Annotated in this window: 15 protein-coding genes; 1 reads left to right on the top strand and 14 read right to left on the bottom strand. The window is 72.5% G+C overall.

Annotated elements, in window-relative coordinates; all coding sequences use genetic code 11:
• Positions 1-113: 113 nt before the first annotated feature.
• The 14 genes from OG589_RS10010 to prcB all read right to left on the bottom strand — a co-directional run bounded on the left by OG589_RS10010 (position 114) and on the right by prcB (position 18,003).
• A complete protein-coding gene (locus OG589_RS10010; RefSeq protein WP_405148125.1) occupies positions 114-1,061 on the bottom strand; it encodes an FKBP-type peptidyl-prolyl cis-trans isomerase in 948 nt (315 codons plus the stop codon).
• A 260-nt stretch (positions 1,062-1,321) separates the two neighbouring features.
• The gene (pafA, locus tag OG589_RS10005; RefSeq protein ID WP_262844541.1) at positions 1,322-2,680 is read right to left on the bottom strand and encodes a Pup--protein ligase; all 1,359 of its coding nucleotides are present in this window, start codon (positions 2,678-2,680) and stop codon (positions 1,322-1,324) included.
• A gap of 157 nt (positions 2,681-2,837) precedes the next feature.
• Positions 2,838-4,550, bottom strand: coding sequence for a hydantoinase B/oxoprolinase family protein (locus tag OG589_RS10000; protein WP_405148123.1), 1,713 nt, complete (start codon positions 4,548-4,550; stop codon positions 2,838-2,840).
• Positions 4,547-6,652: a hydantoinase/oxoprolinase family protein gene (locus OG589_RS09995; protein ID WP_405148121.1), complete on the bottom strand. Its 2,106-nt coding sequence runs from the start codon at positions 6,650-6,652 to the stop codon at positions 4,547-4,549. Before OG589_RS09995 ends, OG589_RS10000 begins: the two co-directional genes overlap by 4 nt.
• A 115-nt stretch (positions 6,653-6,767) precedes the next feature.
• Complete coding sequence (locus tag OG589_RS09990) at positions 6,768-8,138, bottom strand: PucR family transcriptional regulator (protein WP_405148120.1); 1,371 nt, start codon at positions 8,136-8,138, stop codon at positions 6,768-6,770.
• A complete protein-coding gene (locus OG589_RS09985) occupies positions 8,122-9,057 on the bottom strand; it encodes an ABC transporter ATP-binding protein (RefSeq protein ID WP_405148118.1) in 936 nt (311 codons plus the stop codon). The genes OG589_RS09990 and OG589_RS09985 overlap by 17 nt, the downstream gene beginning before the upstream one ends.
• The gene (locus OG589_RS09980) at positions 9,054-9,848 is read right to left on the bottom strand and encodes an ATP-binding cassette domain-containing protein (RefSeq protein ID WP_405148116.1); all 795 of its coding nucleotides are present in this window, start codon (positions 9,846-9,848) and stop codon (positions 9,054-9,056) included. Before OG589_RS09980 ends, OG589_RS09985 begins: the two co-directional genes overlap by 4 nt.
• Before the next feature lie 43 nt (positions 9,849-9,891).
• Positions 9,892-10,764 carry an ABC transporter permease gene (locus OG589_RS09975; protein WP_405148114.1) on the bottom strand — a complete coding sequence of 291 codons (873 nt, stop codon included), beginning with the start codon at positions 10,762-10,764 and terminating at the stop codon, positions 9,892-9,894.
• Between the two features lie 43 nt (positions 10,765-10,807).
• On the bottom strand, positions 10,808-11,824 hold the full coding sequence (locus OG589_RS09970; protein ID WP_405148112.1) for an ABC transporter permease: 1,017 nt from the start codon (positions 11,822-11,824) through the stop codon (positions 10,808-10,810).
• Positions 11,825-11,827: 3 nt separating this feature from the next.
• On the bottom strand, positions 11,828-13,444 hold the full coding sequence (locus tag OG589_RS09965; RefSeq protein WP_405148111.1) for an ABC transporter substrate-binding protein: 1,617 nt from the start codon (positions 13,442-13,444) through the stop codon (positions 11,828-11,830).
• Positions 13,445-13,457: 13 nt separating this feature from the next.
• A complete protein-coding gene (locus tag OG589_RS09960; protein WP_405148110.1) occupies positions 13,458-14,999 on the bottom strand; it encodes a hydantoinase/oxoprolinase N-terminal domain-containing protein in 1,542 nt (513 codons plus the stop codon).
• Between the two features lie 28 nt (positions 15,000-15,027).
• Positions 15,028-16,098: a DUF917 domain-containing protein gene (locus OG589_RS09955; RefSeq protein ID WP_405148108.1), complete on the bottom strand. Its 1,071-nt coding sequence runs from the start codon at positions 16,096-16,098 to the stop codon at positions 15,028-15,030.
• A 216-nt stretch (positions 16,099-16,314) separates the two neighbouring features.
• Complete coding sequence (gene prcA / locus OG589_RS09950; RefSeq protein ID WP_405148106.1) at positions 16,315-17,127, bottom strand: proteasome subunit alpha; 813 nt, start codon at positions 17,125-17,127, stop codon at positions 16,315-16,317.
• Between the two features lie 39 nt (positions 17,128-17,166).
• Positions 17,167-18,003 carry a proteasome subunit beta gene (prcB, locus tag OG589_RS09945; RefSeq protein ID WP_405148104.1) on the bottom strand — a complete coding sequence of 279 codons (837 nt, stop codon included), beginning with the start codon at positions 18,001-18,003 and terminating at the stop codon, positions 17,167-17,169.
• Positions 18,004-18,220: 217 nt separating this feature from the next.
• Here prcB and OG589_RS09940 point away from each other — a divergent pair, with 217 nt between their 5' ends.
• Positions 18,221-19,594, top strand: a complete 1,374-nt coding sequence (locus tag OG589_RS09940; protein WP_405148102.1) for an extracellular solute-binding protein — start codon at positions 18,221-18,223, stop codon at positions 19,592-19,594.
• The last annotated feature ends 61 nt before the right edge of the window (positions 19,595-19,655 follow it).

Raw genomic sequence — 19,655 nt, 5'->3', positions numbered from 1 at the left:
AGGGCGAGTGTATGGCGGTGCCCGCACCGCCTCTGGAAAGCCGAACGGCCGTACCCATGCCCGGAAAGGGCAGGGGTACGGCCGCGGCGAGCGAACCGGGAGGCGCGGAGGGGTCAGTAGGCGCCAAGCACGTCGACGACGAAGACGAGGGTGTCGGTGCCCTTGATCTTGTCGCCCGAGCCGGCCTTGCCGTACCCGAGGTCCGGCGGGATGGACACCAGCACCCGGCTGCCCACCGGGACGCCGACCAGGCTCTGGTCCCAGCCCTTGATGACCTTGCCGACGCCGATCGGGAACATCACCGGCTCGCCGCGGCTCCAGCTGCTGTCGAACTCGCTGTCACTGCCCCAGATCTTGCCGGTGTAGTGCACCAGGATGGTCTGGCCGGTCTTGACGACCGGGCCCGAGCCCTTGATCACGGTCTTGGCGACGAGGCCCTTGGGCGCGGGCTCGCTGGTCTTGGTGGTCAGCTTGGGGGCCTGGTCTCCGCCGGGGTTCTCCAGCTTGACGCCCGTGACACCCGGGTCGGTCGCGGTGCCCTGCGCGGCCTTGGCCGTGGGCACGCCCATCACGTCGACGACGTAGACGCTGGCGATCGAGGTGTCGGCGCCCTGCGACTTGGCCTGCTCGACCTGGTCCGCGGTCAGGCTGTCCTTGGCGACGACGGCGAGGAACCGGCCGCCGGGCTTGCTGTCCTGGAAGGCCTTGTGCACCACCGACGGGAGCTTGGCGTCGACCTTGATGAGCTGCGGCGCCCCGTCGTCGTAGGTGGAGCCCGAGGCCGCGTTGCTCTTGCCGTCCCAGCTGTAGGCGGTGAGGTTGGCGACGACCGCGTCGCCGTCCTTGACGGCGTTGCCCTGGCCCTCGGAGATCGTCTGCGCCGACGAGGTGGCGGGCGGCTTGCCCGCGGGGAAGGTGACCTGTGGTTTCTTCCCGAACTCTCCCGCCACCTTCACACCGGAGGGCGCGGCCCCCGGCTTGGCGGTCACGTCGCCGTTGTTACCGCCGCAGGCGGCGGCGAACAGCAACGGCAACGCGGCGAGAACGGCCAGTCGGCGCATGGGTATCCCTTGGAAAGACGTCACGTTCGCGTAACACTACCCGACCGTCATGACCACCTGAGTCAGCGCGACTCGATCTTGCCGAAGTGTGACCTTGCCTTCGGATTCGCTTCAGGGAACGTCCCCGGAAACACCGCCGCGACCACCGGAAACCCCGCTGCGGGCATGGATACGGGCGTAGCGCCCAGGTGGCCCGTGGCGAAACTTTCACCGGCGAAGGCCCCGGCCGGATCGTCGTGACGAACCGGCCGGGGCCTCGCTCACATGCCGGCGATCAGCTTGTCGACCCTCTCGTCCACACTGCGGAAGGGGTCCTTGCACAGGACGGTGCGCTGGGCCTGGTCGTTCAGCTTGAGATGCACCCAGTCGACGGTGAAGTCGCGGCGCTTCTCCTGCGCCTTGCGGATGAACTCCCCGCGCAGCCGGGCCCGCGTGGTCTGCGGCGGCACCGACTTGGCCTCGAAGATCTTCAGATCGGACGCCACCCGCTCCACGGCGCCGCGCTTCTGCAGCAGGTAGAACAGGCCCCTCTTGCGGTGCACGTCGTGGTAGGCGAGGTCGAGTTGGGCGACCCTGGGCGAGGACAGCGGCAGGTCGTACTTGTTGCGGTAGCGCTCGATGAGCTGGTACTTCGTGACCCAGTCGATCTCGCGCGAGACCAGGTCGAGGTCGCCGGTCTCCACGGCCCGCAGGGTGCGCTCCCAGAGCTCCAGGACCCTGCGCGTGATCGCGTCGCCGCCGCGGCGGTCGACGAAGTCACGGGCCTTGGAGAGGTACTCCTGCTGGATCTCCAGGGAGGATGCCTCCCTGCCGTTCGCCAGGCGCACGCGCCTGCGCCCGGTCATGTCGTGGGAGACCTCGCGGATCGCCCTTATGGGGTTCTCAAGGCTGAGATCGCGCATGACCGTGCCGGCCTCCACCATGCGCAGCACCAGGTCGGTGGCCCCGACCTTGAGCAGCATGGTGGACTCGCTCATGTTGGAGTCGCCGACGATGACGTGGAGCCTGCGGAAGCGCTCGGCGTCGGCGTGGGGCTCGTCGCGGGTATTGATGATCGGGCGCGACCGGGTGGTGGCGCTCGACACGCCCTCCCAGATGTGCTCGGCACGCTGGGAGACGCAGTAGACCGCGCCGCGCGGGGTCTGGAGCACCTTGCCGGCCCCGCAGATGATCTGCCGGGTCACGAGGAACGGGATCAGGACGTCGGCCAGCCTGCCGAACTCCCCGTGTCTGCCGACGAGGTAGTTCTCGTGGCAGCCGTAGGAGTTGCCCGCGGAGTCGGTGTTGTTCTTGAAAAGGTAGATGTCTCCAGCGATGCCTTCCTCGCGCAGCCGCTTCTCGGCGTCGACGAGCAGGCCTTCGAGGATGCGCTCCCCCGCCTTGTCGTGGGTGACGAGCTCCACGACGTTGTCACACTCGGGGGTGGCGTACTCAGGGTGGCTGCCCACGTCGAGATACAGGCGGGCACCGTTGCGGAGGAACACGTTGCTCGATCGGCCCCAGGACACGACTCTGCGGAAAAGGTACCGTGCCACCTCGTCGGGAGACAGCCTGCGCTGCCCCCTGAACGTGCAGGTGACGCCGTATTCGTTCTCCAAGCCGAAGATGCGACGATCCATCACATCACACTATGTCCCCGGGAGCCCGTAGGGGAGGGATCTTCTCCGGGTTTCCGGGTGAGCAGTCCGTGCCATCGCCCTCAGGTGACGAGAGGCCTACCCCGGAGGCGTGCGAATCTTCGCAACCTTGACGGTTCGCCCGCCGCCGACCGCCCGGTCATCCGAAGGCGTGGGGGTGGTGGCGGCGGGCCTGCTCCTCGCTGACGTACCCCTCGCGCACGTCCTCGGCCACGGCCGCCGGGTCGCGCTCGGCCGGGTCGCCGTACCCGCCGCCCGAGCCGGTGCGCAGGTGGACCAGCGTGCCCTTCGGCAGGTGGATGCGGGTCTTGAGCGCGTGGTCCTCGGTGGTGCCGTCCGGGTACTCGACCGTGAGCCGGTTGGGTCGTCCCGCGAGGCCGCCGGCGAGCCCCCAGGGGGCGAGGGCGGTGCGGGCAAGGGCTGAGGTCAGGTACTGGTCCTCCAGGCAGCGGAAGGACAGGTCGAGCCCGAGCCCGCCCCGGTACCGTCCCGGGCCCCCCGAGTCCTCGGCCAGCGCGAGCCGCTCGATGCGCCAGGGGTTGCGCGCCTCCCACACCTCCGCGGGGGTGAAGCGGGTGGCGGACTCCGAGATGTACATGAGGGCGCTGGCCCCGTCCGCGAACGGCGAGGCGCCCTGCCCGACAGGGTGGGGCGCGCCGTCGGCCCACGGCGCGCCGCCGTCCTCGCGGTTGCCCCACCACACGAGCGCGTTGATGTCGCCGCCGCTCGCGGCGGGCACGATGGACGGCACGGCGGGGGCCAGCGCGCGGATGACCAGCTCGATCGCGTGGTCGGAGGGGATCCCGTACATGAAGCAGGGCGCGGGCCGCACCGGGTGGAAGAGCGAGCCCTCACGGGTGACGACCTCAAGAGCCAGGAAGTGCCCCTCGTTGGGCTGCTCGCCCGCCCCCGCGAGGAACGCGATGGCGAGCCGGCAGGCCGCGACGGTGGAGGGCAGCGGGCAGTTGATCGGACCGGCCGCCTGGTCGGGGCAGTCGGTGAGGTCGACGACGATGCCGGATCCCTCGACGGTCACCTTCACCCCGAAGGGCACGGGGACCCCGCTGACCCCGTCGGAGTCGATCACGCTGGAGGCGGTGTACACGCCGTCGGGCAGCTTCTCGAACCAGCTCCGCACGAGCGCGTCGCCGTGGGCGTACATGCGGGCGACGCACTTCCTGAACGTCTCGACGCCGTGGCGCTCGACGATGGCGGACAGCGCCTCGGCCCCCGCCCTGGCCCCGGCGACCATGGCGTTGATGTCGCCGATCACCATGTCGGCCATCCGGCTGTTGGCGAGGATCATGCGGTACACGTCGGTGACCAGGCGCCCGGCGTCGTAGAGCTTGACGCCCGGGAAGATGGTGCCCTCCTGGTACACGTCCAGGGTGTCGGTGCAGTAGGGGTCCTTGCCGCCGATGTCGAGCCAGTGGGCCTTGATCGCCGAGTAGGCGACCAGCTCCCCCGCCACGAAGATCGGGACCACCATGGCGGCGTCCTGCGGGTGCGAGCCCGTGCCGTAGGGGTCGTTGTAGAGGATCACGTCGCCGGGGGCCAGGGCGCCGGGGCCGCCGACGCCCTCCACCGCCTCCCGCACGCAGAACCCCAGCGTGCCCATGAACGCGGGCAGCGTCGGGGCCTGGGCCAGCATGCCGAGGTCGTCGTCGTAGAAGGCGACCGCGAAGTCCAGGGCCTCGTAGATGATCGGCGAGAACGCGGTGCGCACCAGCGACCGCTTCATGTGGTCGGCCGCGGCGTTCAGCCCCTGCCGGACGATCTCGGTGGTGATCGGGTCGGCGCCGTCTCCGAGCCCGGGGTGGGGCTCGGCGAAGGTCGTCCTGACGATGGTCATCGGCTGCTCGCCTCCGTCCTCGCGGCGCCCTCGGCCGCCGCGATCCCACTGGGCGCGTTCCTGGTGATCAGGAGGCATCCGCTGGGGTGGGCCTCCACGGTGAACCCCTCGTCCACGTAGGTGGTCGCGGTGGGCTCGACGAGCACGAGCGGGCCCTCGGCAGGCCCGTCGAGCGCCGCGCGCGGTACGGCGCGGGTGGCGGCGAACGCGCGGCGCCTGAACGACCACAGCCGGATCTCCCGGCCCGGCTCCTCCTCGGCGGGTGGCGCGGGGACCAGCTCGTGCTCGGCCCTCATCGGGACGCGCAGGGTCGCGCGGACCGTCACGACCTCAAGCGGGTCGGTCAGCTCGTGGCCGTAGGAGCGGTGGTAGGCGGTGGCGAACCGCTCCCTGATCATGGCCGCGTCGTCGCCCGGCTCGGCCCGCACGGTCAGCGTGTGCTCCTGGCCCCGGTAGCGCAGGTCCAGGTCCAGCTCCCGCACCGCCACGGCCTCCTCCGCGTCCGCAGGTACGGCCGCGGCGCCGTCGTGTGCGGGCACGGCGCCGTCGCGCTCGGCCAGCCGGGCGAACAGCGTGGCTGCCGTCCCCGCGATCTCCTCCAGGCCGGCGTCGTCGAGGGCGCGGACGAGAGTGCGGGCGGCGCTGCGGACGATGTCGGCCTGCATGAGCCCCACCGCCGAGAAGTTGCCGGCGTTGGGCGGCACGACGACCTGGTCCACGCCGAGTTCGTCGGCGAGCAGGCATCCGAACAGCGGCCCCGCGCCGCCGAAGGCGACGATGGCGGCGCTCCGGGGGTCGGCGCCCCGGTCGACGCTCACCCCGCGCACCGCCTGCGCCATGTGCGCGGCGGCGATCCTGACGACGCCCTCGGCGACCGCGTCGGTGCCCGCCAGCCCCGACGGCCCGGCGAGCGGCTTCAGTGCCTCCGCGGCCCGCTCGGCCGACAGCACGACGCCCCCGGACATCGGCCCGGGGATGATCATGCCGAGGTGGAGCGCGGCGTCGGTGACGGTCGGCTCGGCGCCGCCGCGCTGGTAGCAGGCGGGGCCCGGCACGGCGCCCGCGCTTCGCGGCCCCACGCGCAGGAGCCCGCCCGCGTCGACGTAGGCGACCGATCCGCCGCCCGCGCCGACCGACCGCACGTCCGCCCAGGGGCTCTGCAGGGGAAGGCCCTCCACCTCGCCCTGGAAGAGCAGCGGGAGCCTGGCGTCCTCGATCAGGGCGGTGTCGAAGCTGGTGCCGCCCACGTCGGCGACGACGGCCGAGCGGATGCCGAGGGCCCGGGCGACGCGGGCGGTGGCCGCCGCCCCCGCGACCGGCCCGGACAGGATGGTCTCGAACGGCCGCGCGGCGGCCTCGGCCAGGGTGAACGCCCCGCCGCCCGAGCGGGTGACGAGCAGCCGCCCCGAGAACCCCCTGCGGTGCAGCTCGCGGTCGAGGTTGTGCAGGTAGGGGCCCATCCGCCGCCGTACGAACGCGTCGACCACGGTGGTGGTGGTGCGCTCGTACTCGCGGTACTCCCCCGACACCTCGTGTGACAGCGACACCTCTCCGGCGAACCCGGCCTCGCGCAGCAGGTCGCGGGCCCGCAGCTCGTGCGCCGGGTTGGCGTAGGCGTTGATCAGCACGACGGCGACGGCGTCGACTCCCTCGGCGCGGAAGACCTCGGCGGCGGCCAGGACGTCGGCGGGCGCGAGGTCGCGCACCGTCGTCCCGTCGTGGGCGATCCGCTCCCGCGCCTCCCTGCGGAGCCTGCGCGGCACCAAGGGAGGCGGCGGGGTCCAGAACAGGTCGTACGGGTCGTCCCGGTCGCCCCGCCGGATCTCCAGGACGTCCCTGAACCCCTCGGTGGTGATCAGGCCGACCGTCGCCCCGCGCCGCTCCAGCAGCGCGTTGAGCCCGACGGTGGTGCCGTGGACGAAGTATGAGCAGCGCTCGAGCAGACCGGCGCCTGCCGCCGCGTCGACGGCGGCCAGCACCCCGATCTCGGGGGCCTCCGGCGTCGTCGGCCGCTTGGCCACCGTGATCTCACCGGTCTCGGCGTCGTACGAGACCAGGTCGGTGAACGTGCCGCCGACGTCGACCCCTATGACTGTGGACATGTCACGGAAGGTAGGGCCGTGCCAGGCCGGTGTCGATGTGTCCTCACAACGTTCCCCCGTAGGTTGTTGTCTCCACGGCACACCCCGGTCACGCGGGGCCTGGACGGCGTCCCGGTCATGGGCCCGCCTCGGTCACGACGTGGCAGGCGAGCTGGAGGGCGAAGCGCGTCTCGGTGTCCGACAGGTCGAGGTCGAGGACCTCGGCGATGCGGCGCACGCGGTGGGCGACGGCGTTCGGGTGCAGGTTGAGCAGCGCGGCGGCCTTGGTGCGCGAGCCCCAGGTGTCGAGGTAGGCCTTGAGCGTGGGCACGGCGTGCGGCGCGAGCACGCCCAGCCGGTCAAGGGGGGCCAGCATGTCGCGGGCGGCCATGAGCGCGCTGTCGCTCCCGGCCAGCTCGGCGAGCACCGCGTGGACTCCGAGCCGGTCGAAGGCCGCCGCCTCGCCGGGGCGAGCGTGCGCGGCCGCCGTCCTGGCCTGCGCGGCGGTCCGCCGGAGCCCTTCCGCGCCCTGCTGGCAGGTGCCGATCCCCGCCACGACGCCGGTGGGCAAGGACTTGGCGGCCCGCGCCGCGTCGAGGACGTCCTCCGCGCGCGCCGGCCGCTCCTCGCAGGTGCGCACGAGCAGCAGGCCGTCCTGCCAGGGGGTGGCGAGCAGCGTGCCGCCCAGCTCCTCCTCCGCCCAGGGCGCGGGAGGCACGCCGGACTCCGCGCGGACGAACACCGCGACGTGCCAGCCGTCCACCGGCACGCCGGCGATCCTGGCCCGGCGCAGCGCGGCGGGCAGGTCCCTGGCGGGGGCGCGCACCAGTGCGAGGAGCGCGGCCGCACGCGCGGCCTCGGCGGCCCGCGCGGCGGCGCGCACCCGGCCGAGCATGGCGGCGACCACCCCGGCCACGATCGCGGCGGCCGGATCGTCATCGGCCCAGCGGACGTAGCCGTCGGCGCGGCCGTCCACGCGGATCACGGCCGAGGTGGCCGCGGACTCGGCCACCCCGGCGACCCCGTAGGCCACGCCGACCGCCTCGGAGGCGGCCCGCAGGATGACGTCCTCGCCCGCTCCGTCGACCGCGCCGAGCCGCTCCACCGCCTCCCTGGTGCGGCTCAGCAGGAGCCCCGGGTCGGACCGCACGACCTCTCTCAGGCCGAAGACCGTGTCGGACAACGTCTGGTCGAAGGAGCCCGCCAGCACGGCCACGCGTAGCTTGCGGGCCAGCTCCACGATGGCGGGAGAGGTGCCGGAGTGCCCGGGCAGCACCAGGGCGGCCAGCCCGCGCTCACCGGCGGTGCGCAGCATCGCGGCCACCCCGAGGCCGGCCTGGGTGGCGTTGCGCGACAGCACCGCGACGGCGCCCGCGGGAGCGCGCCGCAGCTCGCCCGGCTCGTCGACGATGACGACGCTCTCGACGGCGCGCGCGTCCCAGGGCCCGGCGACCAGCGTCAGCCGCCGCCCGGCCGGGGCCCGCAGCAGATCATCGACGTGGAGCAACCGTGAGGACCTCCTCCGCCCGGTGGCACGCCACGCGGCGCCCGCCGAGCGCTCGCGGCGCCGGGGCCTCGGCCGCGCACCGGTCCACGGCCAGCGGGCAGCGCAGCCGGAAGGCGCACCCGTCCTCGGCGGGCGCCGCCTCGGTGCGCCCGGTGGCCGCCGGCGGCGGGCCGCCGATGCGGGGCACTGCGTCGCGCAGGGCGAGCGTGTACGGGTGGGCGGGACGCGTGAGCAGGTCGCGGGTGGGCCCGGACTCCACCACGCGGCCGGCGAACAGCACGTGCGAGGTGCGGCAGAGCCGGTCGACCACCGCCAGGTTGTGGGTGATCAGCAGGTAGGTGAGTCCCCGGCCGGTGCGCAGGGCCTGCAGCAGGTCCAGGACCCGGGCCTGCACGGTCACGTCCAGGGCGCTGGTCGGCTCGTCGAGCACCAGCAGCCGTGGCTCGACCGCCAGGGCGCGGGCGATGGCGGCGCGCTGCCGCTGCCCTCCGGAGATCTCGTGCGGCCTGCGCGCCGCCAGGCCGGGCTCCAGCCCCACGTCGTCCAGGAGCTCGGCCACCCGCACGCGGCGGGCCGCCCGGTCGAGCCGGTGGTGGGTGCTCAGCGCCTCGGCGATCGAGGAGCCGACCCGCATCCGGGGGTTGAGCGCCTCGCTGCCGTCCTGGAACACCGGCTGCACCGCGCCGCGGAACTCCGCCAGCTCGCCGCGCCTCATCGCGGCCAGGTCGCGCGAGCCGTACAGGACCCTGCCCGAGCGGGGCGTGAGCAGGCCGAGCAGGGCACGGGCCAGGGTGGTCTTGCCCGAGCCGCTCTCGCCGACCAGCCCGACGCCGCCCTCCTCGACGGCGAGGCTGACCTCGTGCACCACCGGCGTCCGCCCGTAGGCGAGCGTCACCTCCTCGGCGCTCAGCAGGCTCATCGCCCCACCTCCGGCAGCTCGGGGACCGCGGCGATCAGCTCGCGGGTGTAAGGGGCGCGGGGGCGGGCGAACACCTCGGCGGCGGGCCCGCTCTCGACCACCGTCCCCTCGCGCATGACCAGGACGTGGTCGGCGATGGCCGACACCAGGGCCAGGTCGTGCGAGACCAGGAGCACGGCGAGGCCCCGCTCGTCGCGCAGGTGGCGCAGCACCCCGACCACCTCGGCCTGGACGGTGACGTCCAGCGCGCTGGTCGGCTCGTCGGCCACGATGACGTCGGCGCCGAGGGCGATGGCGAGCGCGATGGCGAACCGCTGGGCCTGCCCGCCGGAGACCTCGTGCGGGTAGCGGCGCAGGATCGCGCGGTCCAGCAGCACGGCGGCGACGGCGTCCTCGGCCCGCCGCACGGCCTGCTCGCCCTTGACCCCGTGGCGGGCGAGGGCGCGGCGCAGCAGGGTGCCGAGGCGCATCGTCGGGGTGAGCGCGGCGCGGGGGGACTGCATGACCAGGGCCGCCCGCGCGCCACGGATCTCCCGCAGCCGCCTCTCCGGGGCGCCGATCACGTCGGTTCCGCACACGACGATCTCGCCGGTGACCTCCGCGCCGTCCAGCAGGCCGAGAGTGGCCATCAGGGCGGTGGTCTTGCCCGAGCCGCTCTCGCCCACGATCGCGACGCACTGGCCGGGGGCGACGTCCAGGGCCGGGACGCTGGAGATCACCCGGTCGCCGATGCGCACGACCAGGTCGCGCACCCTGATGAGCGTCTCCGGGCCTTCGGGAGGGGCGCTCATCGGGGCCGCCCGGCGGGTTCGGGCAGGAGCGGGGGTGGGACGGTCATCGGGGCCGCCTGTGGGGGTCGAGTGCGGCGCGGAGTCCCTCGCCGAGCACGTTGAACGCGAACGCGGTCACCAGGATGGCCAGGCCGGGGAAGGTGACCACCCACCAGTCGGTGGTGAACAGGGTCTGCCCCTGCTCGACCATCAGGCCCCATTCCGCGGTGGGCTCGTGGGCGCCGAGCCCGAGGTAGGACAGGGCCGCGGCGGTGAGGATGACCCCGCCCCCGTCCAGGGAGAGCTGCACCAGCACGGGGGTGAGCGAGTTGGGCAGCACGTGCCGGAAGACGATCACCGGGGCGGGCACGCCGAGGCAGCGGGCGGAGTCCACGAAGCCCCGGCCCGCGACCGAGGCGGCCACCGAGGCGGTGAGCCGGGCGTACCAGGGCCACCAGGTCACCGCGATGGCCACGATCACGGTGGTGACCGAGGGCTGCAGCACCACCGCCAGGGCCAGCGACAGCAGCAGCGCGGGGAAGGCGAGGAACACGTCGGTGACCCGCATGATCACGTCGCGCGCCCAGCCGCCCGCGTACCCGGCGACGACGCCGAGCGCGACTCCGGCGACGGCGGAGACGACGAGCACGGCGGCCGCGATGAACAGCGAGGTGCGGGCGCCGAACAGCACCCGGCTCAGCACGTCCCGCCCGACCTGGTCGGTGCCGAACCAGTGGTCGGCGCCCGGCGGGAGCAGCGCCTCGGCGGGATGCGTCGCCGCCCCGCCGTCGTCGGGGAAGGGCGCGAGCCAGGGCGCCAGCAGCGCGGCGAGCACGATGAGGACCAGGATCACCAGGCCGGTGGCCGCGAGGACGTCGGCCCTGGCGAGGTCGCCCAGCCTGCGGAGGGGGGTGCGGCGAAGCGCGACCGAGGTCATCGGGTCCTCCCTGGCGTGAGTCCCACGGCGGGGGGCGGCGCGGTCATCGGGTCCTCGCCCTCGGGTCGATGACGCCTTGGAGGAGGTCGACCACGAGGTTGGCCAGCACGTACAGCAGGGCCACCAGCAGGGTGACGCCCGCGATCGCGGGGGTGTCCAGCGACCTGATCGAGTCGGCGGCGTACCGCCCGAGTCCGGGCCAGTTGAACACCGCCTCCACCAGGAAGCCGTTGACGACGGCGTAGGCGAACACCAGCGCGATCAGGGAGAGCACCGGGTTGAGGGCGGGCCGGAGGGCGAAGCGGGTCAGCACCGAGGTCTCGCCGAACCCGAGGGCGCGCGCCAGGCGGGTGTGGTCCTGCCCGGCCTCCTCGATGAGCGCGGCGCGGGTCATCTGGGCGATCAGGCCGGTGGGGTAGGCGGCCACCACCAGCGCGGGCAGCACCAGGTGGGCGAGCGTGCTGCCGAGGATCGGCCAGTTGCCGGTGATGGCCGCGTCCACGACGGTGATGTTGGTGTACACGTGCAGCGGGCTGGTGGAGTCGAGCGCGTTGTCGTACTCGCCCGCGACGGGGAACCACGCGAGGTTGCTGGCGAACACGGTCTGCACCGCGAGGGCCAGCCAGAACACCGGCACCGAGACGGCCAGCACGGACGACACCCGCACGGTCAGGTCAGGCCCCCTGCCCCGGAAGCGCGCGGCCAGCCCGCCGAGCGGGATGCCCACCACCACCGCCATGACCAGCGCGGTGCCGACGAGCTCCAGCGAGGCGGGGAACGCCGTGGCCAGGTCCTGGGCGACCGGCTGCCGGGTGTGCAGGCTGGTGCCCCAGTCGCCCGCGAACAGGTCGCGGACGTAGTTCAGGAGCTGCGCCGGGGGCGAGTCGTCCAGGCCGAACCGGGCGCGGGCCGCGGCGAGCTCGGCGGGGCTCGCCTTGGGCCCGGCGTAGGCCACCGCCGGGTCACCCGGCACCAGCCGGGTGACGACGAAGGTGAGCGCGATCACCCCGGCCACGACCAGCGCGGCCTGGCCGAGGCGATGGGCGAGGTAGCGGACCACCCGTTACGCGCCGGCCGTCAGATCGTGGACGAAGACGACGTTCGGGTAGGCCGGGTTGTCGGTGTACCCCTGGACGCCCTTGGCGTACGCGCGCTGGTAGTTCTGGGTGAACAGCACGGCGACGGCGGCCTGGTCGTCGACGATCCTGTTCTGCAGGTCGGCGTAGGCCTTCTCGGCGGCGGCCTGGTCGGTCGCGGTCAGCGCGGGAAGGCTGTCGATCTGGCCGTCCACCTGGTCGTCCTTCAGGTACGACAGGTTGAACGCGGGCTTGTCGGAGCCGCGGAAGACGTTGACGAACCAGGAGTAGGCGTCGGCGTAGTCCGGGTACCAGTACATGACGAAGATGTCCTGGCGCTTGGCGGGGTCCGCGGACTTGCCCTGGTCCCACTGGGTGTTCCACTGCAGCGGCTTGGCCTCGAGCTTGACGTTCAGCTTGTCCAGGGCCGAGCCGAGCAGGGTGGCGAGCAGCTGCTGGTCGCCGTCGCCCTGCGCGTAGGTCATGGTGAGCGTCAGCGGCTTGCCGCCCGGCCCGTAGCCCGCCTCCTTCAGCAGCGACTCGGCCCCCGCGAGGTCCTGCACGGGCTCGCGCCCCGGCGTGTGGCCGAGCAGACCCTCGGGCACCAGCCCGCTGGCCTTGACCCCCGAGCCCTTGAGCGCGGCGACCAGGCCGTCGTAGTCGATGGCCTTCTGCACCGCCTTGCGAAGCCGCACGTCCTTCAGCGGGCCGCTCTCGGTGTTGAACAGCGCGAGCAGGTTCTGGAACGAGGGGGTCTGCGAGGTCTGCGCGCCCTGGCCGCCCGCCTGGGCGAACAGCTGCGGGTTCAGCCGCTGGACGAAGTTGACCTCACCGCGCTGCAGGAGCTGCCAGGCGGTGGTCAGCTCGGGCGTGACACGGAACTCCACCCGCTTGTAGCGGGAGCCCGACCAGCCGCCCCAGTAACCGTCGAAGGCCTTGAGGGTCAGCTCGGTCTCCCGGCCCTTCTGCCAGGTGTCGACCGTGTAGGGCCCCGACCCCGCGTCGTGTCCCTCGCCGAACCACTTCTTCAGGTCGGGGGCGGCGGTGGTGTCGTAGACGTAGGCCCCGTAGTCGGAGGAGGCGACCAGGTCGAGCGGCGTCGCGTACTTGAGCTTGAACTCCACCGTGGTGGGGTTCACGGCCGTGACCGACTCCACCGAGTCCCAGATGTACGCGGGGCCGCCGGCCTCCTTCTTGGTGCGCTCGACCGACGCCTTCACGGCGGCGGCGTCCACGGGCTTGCCGGTGTGGAACGTCGCGCCGGTCCGCAGGGTGAAGGTCCAGGTCTTGCCGTCGCCCGAGGAGGTCCACGAGGTGGCGAGCCTCGGCTCCGCCTTCTTGGCCCGCGGGTCGTAGCGGGTGAGCGACTCGTAGATGTTCTCCATCGCGATGATCTCGTTGGAGTACGAGGTCGCGGGGTCCCAGTCGGTCACCACGTCGAGGTTGGGGACGTAGACGAAGGTCGCGTTCGCCGCGCCGCCCGCCGAGCCCGCCTGCGGGGTGTTCTGCGTACCCCTTACCTGGCCGCCTCCGCAGGCCGCGGCGGTGAGTGCCACCGAGCCCGCGGCCGTGAGGACGGCCAGGCTCCTGTGCCAGCGCATCATGGGGTCCTTTCTGTCAGATCAGGGGTCCGGCGGCCTTGACGTGGACGCGCACGGCCGGCTCGGGCAGGTAGCTGAGGGGGACCTCGGTGAGCTCGACGATCTCGACCCGTCCCGAGTCGGCTCCGGCCGCCACGGCCCGCGCGGCGGCCTCCTCCTTGGCCCGCTCGACGGCGGCGGCCCGTCCCGCGCCCGCGGGGGCGATGGTCTCGAACCGGCCGCTGGCCAGGGCGATGGCCGCGCCGACGGCGTTGGCGACCGCGGCGTCGGCGGGGCGGATGACCTCGCTGACGCCGGGCACCGAGCCGGGCAGGATGAACGCGCCGCCGCCCACGGCGATGAGCGGGCGGTCGGCCTTGCCGAGCGCGATCCGGTCGACCGCGTCGATCACCATCTCGTCGGCGAGCCGCACGGCGCGGCTCAGCCGCTCCGAGGCCGCCACCGGGCGGGTGCCGACCGTGCCGCGACCGGCGGCGACGGCGGCGTCGGTCATGGTCGGGGTCGGGCCGCCGAAGGCGAGCGCCTCCTCGGTGATGCGGTAGCCGACCGAGCGGGGGCCGAGGCCCTCGCCGGCCCCCTCGCCGACCACGGTGCCGCCGCCGAGTGCGACCGACAGGATGTCGGGCATCCGGAAGTTGGTGGTGACCCCGCCGATCTCCACGGCCGCCGCGGACTCGCGGGGGAAGCCGCCGGACAGCACGCCGAGGTCGGTGGAGGTGCCGCCGACGTCGGCGACGATCGCGTCGCTCACGCCGGAAAGGAACGCGGCGCCGCGCAGGGAGTTGGCCGGCCCCGAGCCGATGGTCAGCACCGGGTAGCGGGCGGCGTAGTCCACGGCCATGAGCGTGCCGTCGTTCTGGGCGAAGAACGTCTCGACGGCGAGGCCCCGCTCGTCCAGTGCCTGCCGCAGCCCCCCGGTGACGTCGCGGGCGACGCCGTACAGGGCGGCGTTGAGCACGGTCGCGTTCTCGCGCTCCAGCAGGCCGAGCGAGCCGATCTCGTGGCTGAGGCTGATCGCGACCTCCCCGCCGAGCTCGGCCAGGACGATCTCGGCCACCTGCTTCTCCTGCTCGGCGCTCGCCGGGCTGAAGACCCCCGTGACGGCCACCGCCTCGACGGGGACGCCGTCGCGGGGCTCGTTCAGGAAGCGTTTGACGGCGTCGGTGTCCAGGGGGGCGATGGGACGGCCGTCCACGAAGTAGCCGCCGCGCACGATGACGGCTCCCGCCGCGACGGCCCGGCGCAGGTCGGCCGGCCAGTCGGAGAGCGGCGGGATGGAGGTGGTGGCGGGGGCGCCGAGGCGGACGACCGCGACCTTGCCGAGGGAGCGACGTTCCAGGATCGCGTTGGTGGCGTGGGTGGTGCCGAGCATCACCCGGGACACCTCGCCAGAGCGCTCGCCGAGCTCGTCGAGGACGGCCGCCAGGGCGGCGCGCAGGCCGCCGGTGATGTCCGCGCTGGTGGGCCTCTTGGCCCGGGCGACGATGCGGTCGGCCTCGTCCAGGACGGCGGCGTCGGTGTTGGTCCCGCCGACGTCGATGCCGATGCGGAGGGTCATCGGGCGGACTTCCCGCCGGTGCCGGTGGTCATACGGCTGTCTCCTCCACGGGGACGTAGTCGAGGTCGTAACCGAAGGCCCGCGGGCCCGCGGTGCGCAGTCCCATCGGGGTGCGCCACAGGGGGTCGCAGGGCCACGCGAGGACGCTCACGCGCTGGCCGTACCTGAGCGCCTCGGTCTGCACGGCGGTGGCGGTCTGGCTGTCGACCACGCTGATCAGGTCGGGGACCATGGCGAGCGCCCTGCCCCGCTCGAAGGCGACGAGGTTCTCGTTCTGGATCTCCAGGGTGAGCGTGCGGCCCCGGTCGTCGCCGACGCCCTCGACGGTGACCGTGCCGCGCACGAACCCGCCCGAGGTGTGCCGGGCGACGTCGGTGACCTTGCCGCCGATCAGCCGCCTGGCCTCAAGCGCCTCCTGGAGGGCGGCCAGGGGGTCGGCGGCGTTCTCGGTGGCGCGCCCGACCGTGATGGCGCGGGTCACGGTGTCCTCGATGACGGCTCCGCGCGCCTCGCGCGCCGTGAGCACGTAGTCGGCCATGAGCGCGCTGGATCCGGCGGCGACGCAGACGGCGCGGGCGATCTGCTCGGCCCACAGCCCGTCGACCGGCCTGATGGTGACCACGTTGCCGACGACGTCCGTCATGATCACCACGTTGGCGGGCAGCCCCGCTACGTACATGGAGACCATCTGGACCTCGGGGAAGGCCCGGCCCATGCCGTCGGCGTCCAGCAGCGGCACCCCGAGGCGCGCGGCCCAGGCGACGGGGGCGACGCCGTTGCCTCCCCCGATCTCCGAGGACATCACCGCGGCGGGCGGGCGGCCGAAGATGCGCTCGATCTCGTCGCGGATGCGGTCGGGCTCGGCCTCGGCGTGGATCATCTCGTGGCTGACGGTCGGCGCGCCGATGCCGGAGAGGGGGACCACGAGATCATCTTCGGCGAGATCCGCGAGCGTGACCAGAGGCACTTCTCCGTGCTCCCTGATCGCCCTGCGGGCCGCGAGCGCCCCGGCCCGGACGTCACCGCCGCCTCCGGTGCCGAGCACGGCACAGCCCCGCGCGAGCGGTGCGACGTCGTCCAGCGTTATGGCTGCCTGCATGGCGAGAGCATGGTGCAATTAGGACATTCCCCTCAATGTCGTCGCATAATATGACATCCGGGTTTATTGTTACCAGACGACAATGAGGGGCTCCGCTTACCCGGGCGAAACGGCTCGTCGCGGTTCCCTCGTGCGGGGCCGGAAACGGCTCGTCCCGGCCCCCTCGCGTACGGGGACCGGGACGGAAGCAGGACCGATGAGACCTCGGCGGCCGGCTCAGCCGCCTGAGCCGTCGTCGATGTCGCCTTCGGGAGCGGTGGCCGCCGAGTCGCCCGGCGACCCGTTCAGCGCGCCACTCACGTCGTCGGCCTGCGGCGTGGAACCCGCGGGCGGCTTCTCGGCCGGCGAGGTGCCGGCGAGCAGCCGCTCCAGGCGCGGGCCGGTGAGCCGCTGGAACTTGCGGTGCTCCCTGGTGCGGTCGAGCACCGCGACCTCCAGCTGCGTGACCGGCGGGCGCTCGCCGCCGGGCTCGGTCAGGGCCCCGAGCGCGGCGTCCAGGGCCTCGGGCAGCGTCATGCCCTCGGAGAAACGCTCCTTCAGGCGGCCCGCGACCGCGTCGGCCACCCCGCCCATGACCACGAAACCGTGCTCGTCGGCGACCGAGCCGTCGAAGGTGAGCCGGTAGATCTGGTCGTCCTCGGGCGCGTCACCGACCTCGGCGACGACGATCTCAACCTCGTACGGCTTGCGCGACTCGGTGAAGACCATGCCGAGCGACTGCGCGTAGAGGTTGGCCAGCCCGCGGGCGGTGACGTCGCTGCGGTCGTAGGTGTAGCCGTTGATGTCGGCGTAGCGGATGCCGCCCAGCCGCAGCGCCTCGAACTCGTTGTACTTGCCGACGGCGGCGAAGCCGATGCGGTCGTAGATCTCACTGATCTTGTGCAGCGCCCGGGAGGCGTTGGGGGCGACGAACAGAATGCCGTTCTCGTACTGCAGCACCACGACGCTGCGGCCGCGCGCGATGCCCTTCCGCGCGAAATCGGCCTTGTCCCGCATCTCCTGTTCGGGGGACACATATCCAAAGGGCATGGACACCGGTGGTGATCCTCTCGTGGCCGTGGGTGGTGACTAGCGCAGCGGGGCGGTGGGCCCGTCGGGGTTGGTCATGCGGGCATCGAGCACCTGCCGGACGTACCCCTCGACCTCCTCGTCGGGCAGGCGGCGGAAGCCCTCGTCGGTGATCACCGCGACCAGCGGCCAGATCTTGCGGGTGACGTCGGGCCCGCCGGTCGCCGAGTCGTCGTCCGCGGCGTCGTAGAGCGACTGGATGCACGTGAGCACCGTCTCCTCGGCGGTGGCGCCCTCGCGGTAGAGCTTCTTGAGGGCGCCGCGCGCGAACAGCGAGCCCGAGCCGATCGAGGCGTAGTTGGTCTGCTCGTACGGGCCGCCGCCGACGTCGTAGGAGAAGATGCGGCCCGCGTCGCGGGTCTCGTCGTAGGCGGCGAACAGCGGCACCACGACCATGCCCTGCATCGCCATCGGCAGATTGCCCCGGATCATGGTGGCGAGCCGGTTGGCCTTGCCCTCGACCGAGAGCTCGCGGCCCTCGCGCTTCTCGTAGTGCTCCAGCTCGACCTGGTAGAGGCGGGCTATCTCGATACCCGTGCTCGCCGTTCCCGCGATGCCCATGCAGGAGTAGTCGTCGGTGCGGAAGACCTTCTCCATGTCCTTCTGGGAGATGTAGTTCCCCGAGGTGGCCCGCCGGTCGCCGGCCATGACCACGCCGCCGGCGAAGTTCACCGCGACGATCGTGGTCGCGTGCGGGATCAGGTCACCGACGGAGGCCGCCATCGAGTCGAATCTCCCCGGGAGGAGCCCTGGAGCATAGGACCCCACGAACTCGGTGAACGACGTCGATCCGGTGTCCAGGAACAGGTTGTTCGTCCAGCCCCGCTCTGCTGCCACGCGACTCCCTCCCAAGTGCTTTCGGCTTCTACGCCGACCCTACTCGTGGTGCTGTCGTGGTTGCACTTCCCACGATCAGCTCAGCGCGAACCGCTTTCGCCCATCGAGCCTCATCTTCCCCAAAAATAATCTTTACGGATCAGACCGGCCATGTAATTGTCGAGTTGTCGTGACATGTAAACAGGTATGCCTCCATCCCCCCTAGGGGAGGTCCCCCGTGACACCTACACGAACCCTCGCCGCCCTGGCCGCCACCGCGCTGACCCTCACCGCGTGCGGCTCCGGAGGATCCTCCGGAGACGGCGGCACCACTCTGACGATCACCGCGAACGCCATCTCGGGCGGGAAGAACGCGGCGACGGCCGACTGGACCAAGAACTGGCTGATCCCGAAGTTCGAAGAGGCGCAAAAGGCCAAGGGCAAGAGCGTCCACGTGCTGTTCCAGCCGAACGGCGTGGACGACGAGCAGTACAAGACCAAGATCGCGCTGGACCTGAAGTCCCGTACCGGCGCGGACGTGATCGACCTGGACGGCATCTGGGTCGGCGAGTTCGCCCAGGCGGGGTACGTCAAGCCGCTGGTGGAGACCGCGGGCCCCGAGGTCGGGCAGTGGGACGGCTGGAGCCAGATCCCCGAGGCGGTCCAGGGCCTCGGGATCTTCGAGGGCAAGAAGTACGGGCTGCCGCAGGGCACCGACGGGCGGGTGCTGTTCTTCAACAAGACCCTGTTCGCCAAGGCCGGGCTGCCCGCCGACTGGCAGCCGAAGAGCTGGCAGGACATCATCGACGCGGGCACGGCGCTGAAGAAGGCGGGGGTCCGGACGCCCGTCCAGATCAACGCGGGCACCGCGATGGGCGAGGCCACCGCCATGCAGGGTGCGCTTCCGCTGCTCGCCGGCACCGGCTCCGAGATCTTCTCCGGCGGCAAGTGGACGGGCGCCTCGCAGGCGGTCAAGGACGTGCTGGGCTTCTACCGGCAGATCTACACGACCGGCCTCGGCGACCCCCGGCTGCAGCAGGAGGCCAAGGGGCGCGACAAGTCCTTCCAGGAGTTCGCCGACGGCAAGATCGGCATCCTGGCGGAGGGCGACTACTTCTGGCGCGCCGTCATCGAGCCGAAGGCCGGGGTCGCGCCCATGCCCGATCGTGACAAGGTCGTCGGCTACGCCCTCATCCCGGCAAAGCAGCCGGGGGCCGGGGTGCGCGGCCAGGACTTCGTCAGCATGTCCGGTGGCGCCGTGCGGGTGCTCAACCCGAACTCCAAGAACCCCAAGCTCGCCTGGGAGCTGCTGGCGTTCATGCACTCGGCCGAGGCGACCAAGGCGGGCCTGGCGGGCGAGGCGAGGATCACCTCGCGCACCGACGTGAACGAGGAGGTCCTCGCCGCCGACCCGATGCTGGGCTTCGTCTCGGAGAAGGTGCTGCCGATCACCTCCTTCCGCCCGGGACTCGCGGTCTACCCGCAGGTCTCGGTGGCCTTCCAGGAGGCGACCGCCGACATCGTGGCCGGCAAACCCGTCGAGGAAGCCGCCGCCGCGTACGAGAGGAAACTCGAATCCCTGGTAGGCGGCCCCTCCAACGTCTCCCGGTGACCCCAGGAGCCACAAGGTGACCACATCGGAAACAAAAGAGCGCGTTCGGGCGCGCCGGTGG

The sequence above is a fragment of the Sphaerisporangium sp. NBC_01403 genome (genome assembly GCF_045040145.1).
GTDB classification, from domain to species: domain Bacteria; phylum Actinomycetota; class Actinomycetes; order Streptosporangiales; family Streptosporangiaceae; genus Sphaerisporangium; species Sphaerisporangium viridialbum.
This window is presented reverse-complemented; position numbering and strand designations above follow the sequence as displayed.